Raw genomic sequence first — 2,640 nt, 5'->3', positions numbered from 1 at the left:
TCTTCATGCGCTACATCTCCAAGCGCAGCTTCATGCCCTTCGTTATCTACCGGATCCTGCTCGGCACCGCGATCATCGTGCTGCTCGGCTCCGGCGTACTCAGCCCCGAAAGTGGTGCCCTGTGAGAACCTGGACCCCGCCCGATCTGCCGACCCTGCCGACCACGGGTCAGGCTCCGCGCCTGTTCAACACCGCCTCCGGCCGTCTGGAGCACCCGCCCCTCAACGAGGGCCGGGCCACGCTGTACGTCTGCGGCATCACCCCCTACGACGCGACCCACATCGGGCACGCCTTCACCTACCTCGCCTATGACACCCTGCAGCGCGCCTGGCGCGACGCCGGGCTCGAGGTCGAGTACGCGCAGAACATCACCGACATCGACGACCCGCTCCTGGAGCGCGCCGCCGCGACGAACGTCTCCTGGGAGTCGCTCGCGGAGAACCAGATCGCGCTGTTCCGCTCCGACATGTTCCGGCTCGGCCTGATCCCGCCCGACCACTTCGTCGCCGTGACCGAGCAGATCGACCTGATCGCCCAGTCCGTGCAGAAGCTGCGCCAGCTCGGCTTCGCCTACCCCGTCGCGACCGACGACGCCGCGGGCGACGACCTCTACTTCGACACGCAGGCCGCAAGCGAGCAGAGCCAGTGGCGGCTCGGCGACGTCGCCCCCTACGAGCGCGAGCTGATGCTCCTGCTCAGCGCCGAGCGCGGCGGCGACCCCGACCGGGTCGGCAAGCGCGACCCGCTCGACCCGCTGCTGTGGCGCGCGGCCCGCGCGGGGGAGCCCAGCTGGGGCACCGTCCTCGGCCTCGGCCGCCCCGGCTGGCACATCGAGTGCTCGGCGATCGCGGTGCACTTCCTCGGCAACGCCTTTACCGTGCAGGGCGGCGGCAACGACCTGATCTTCCCGCACCACGAGTTCAGCGCCGGGCACGCCACCGCGATGACGGGCACGCCGATGGCGCACATCTACAGCCACGTCGGGCTCGTGTCCTACCAGGGACACAAGATGAGCAAGTCGCGCGGGAACCTGGTGTTCGTCTCCAAGCTCCTCGACGGGGGCACGGAGCCCGCCGCGGTGCGGCTCGCCCTCCTCGCGCACCACTACCGCGAGGAGTGGGAGTGGTTCGAGGAGGACCTGATCACGGCCGAGCGCCGCCTGATCGCCTGGCGGATGGGTTCCTCGGGCTCCGGCACGCGCCACGAGGGCCAGGAGCCCGCGAGCGCGACCCAGGTCATCGAGCAGCTGCGCCAGGCGCTCGCGAACGACCTCGACACCCCGGTCATGCTCGCGGCGCTCGACGCCGCCTGGGACCGCGGCGTTGACCGCCCCGAGCTCCTCGTGGACGCGGTCGAGTCGCTCCTCGGCGTCACGCTGAAGCGCGCCGAGCGGCTCTGAGCGCGTGCGGTGACCGGGCCACGGCCCGGTCACCGCACGCGGCCCCGGCGGGAGACCTAGACCCCGGTCCCGGGCTCCCCGCCGTCGCCGGGCTCGCCGGACTCGGCCTGTTCCGCACGGTCCTGCGCCTCCGCGTCGTCGCGGGCGGGCTCCTGCAGGAACTTCTGGAACTCGTAGGCGATCGCGTCGCCCGTGGCCTCCGGGGCCTCCACGGCGTCGCGCGCCTCCTCCAGCCGCTGGATGTACTGGGCCATGTCCTCGTCCGCCTCGGCGATCCGGTTAATGTTGTGCTCCCAGTCGTTGGACTGCTCCACGAGCTCCCCGCGGGGAACGACGATGTCGAGCAGCTCCTCGAGCTGGTCGATGAGCGCGAGCGTGGCCTTCGGGGAGGGCGCGCTGTGCACGTAGTGCGGCACCTGGGCCCAGAGGGACACGACCGGCACGCCGGCCTCCTCGAGCGCGAGGCCGATCACGGTGCTCACGCCGATCGGGCCCTCGTAGTCGCTGCGCGAGGCGCCGATCTTGGCGCGAATCACGGGGTGCTCGCTCGTGACCTGCGTGGTGATCGGCCGACTGTGCGGGGAATCCGAGAACAGCGAGCCGAGCAAAATCACCGTGTCGATGGCCCAGCCCTCGGCGATCTCGACGACCTCCTCGGCGAAGGCCTGCCAGTTCCGGGAGGGCTCGACGCCCACGAGGAGGAAGAGATCGCTCGCGGGCTCGCCCGAGATTCGGTTGACGACGGGACGCAGGGCGGGGGTGTCCGCCTCGGCGTCGGGGGCCTCGCTCCCAGGCAGGTCGTGTACCACGGCGCTCTCGTCCAGGTCCGGGACGATGCCGGGGGCGTGCCGCAGCAGCTCGCTCCGGTCCGGGCGCGCCACGGGGCCGTACAGGTTCGTCTCCGGCCAGAGCACCTCGCGGGTGCCGTCATCGGTCAGCGCGATGCGCGGCCGATGCACCTGCAGGTCGATGTACCCGTCGGAGCCGATCGTGTGCAGCACGTCGACGTCCAGAAGCTCGCCCAGCCACTCCAGGGTCCCGGAGGCGGCGTTTCCCGCGTCGCTCCAGCCCTCGAAGGCGGCGAGCAGGATGCGCCCGCTCAGCGGCTCACTTGCGTTGCTCACGTGCTCGTTCCCGTCATACTCACAGGATAGCGAGCCCGGCCGGGTAAACTCCTGGCGTGACCTCAGACAGCCCCGTTTCCGCGCCCGATCTCACCGCCGACGTCCCCGCACCGCAGA

The 2,640-nt window shown here is 71.1% G+C and carries 2 protein-coding genes and 1 pseudogene; 2 read left to right on the top strand and 1 reads right to left on the bottom strand.

The genetic code is table 11. The annotated features are described in order from the left end of the window. Positions 1–125 (top strand): annotated as a pseudogene (locus OOT08_RS16885) (UDP-diphosphatase); the annotation flags it as partial. After that, positions 122–1,399 carry a cysteine--1-D-myo-inosityl 2-amino-2-deoxy-alpha-D-glucopyranoside ligase gene (mshC, locus tag OOT08_RS16880; protein ID WP_325093986.1) on the top strand — a complete coding sequence of 426 codons (1,278 nt, stop codon included), beginning with the start codon at positions 122–124 and terminating at the stop codon, positions 1,397–1,399. The pseudogene OOT08_RS16885 and the gene mshC, both read left to right, overlap by 4 nt. A 56-nt stretch (positions 1,400–1,455) precedes the next feature. Here the strand turns inward: mshC and OOT08_RS16875 are convergent, their stop codons facing one another. Further along, entirely contained in the window at positions 1,456–2,523 is a 1,068-nt protein-coding gene (locus tag OOT08_RS16875) for a proteasome assembly chaperone family protein (protein ID WP_325093985.1), read from the bottom strand. Positions 2,524–2,640 lie beyond the last annotated feature (117 nt).

Origin of the sequence: Leucobacter sp. M11 (assembly GCF_035726885.1) — a bacterium.
Taxonomy (GTDB): domain Bacteria; phylum Actinomycetota; class Actinomycetes; order Actinomycetales; family Microbacteriaceae; genus JAPFRB01.
The sequence above is the reverse complement of the archived record's forward strand: the minus strand, read 5'-3'. Positions and strand labels throughout refer to the sequence as shown.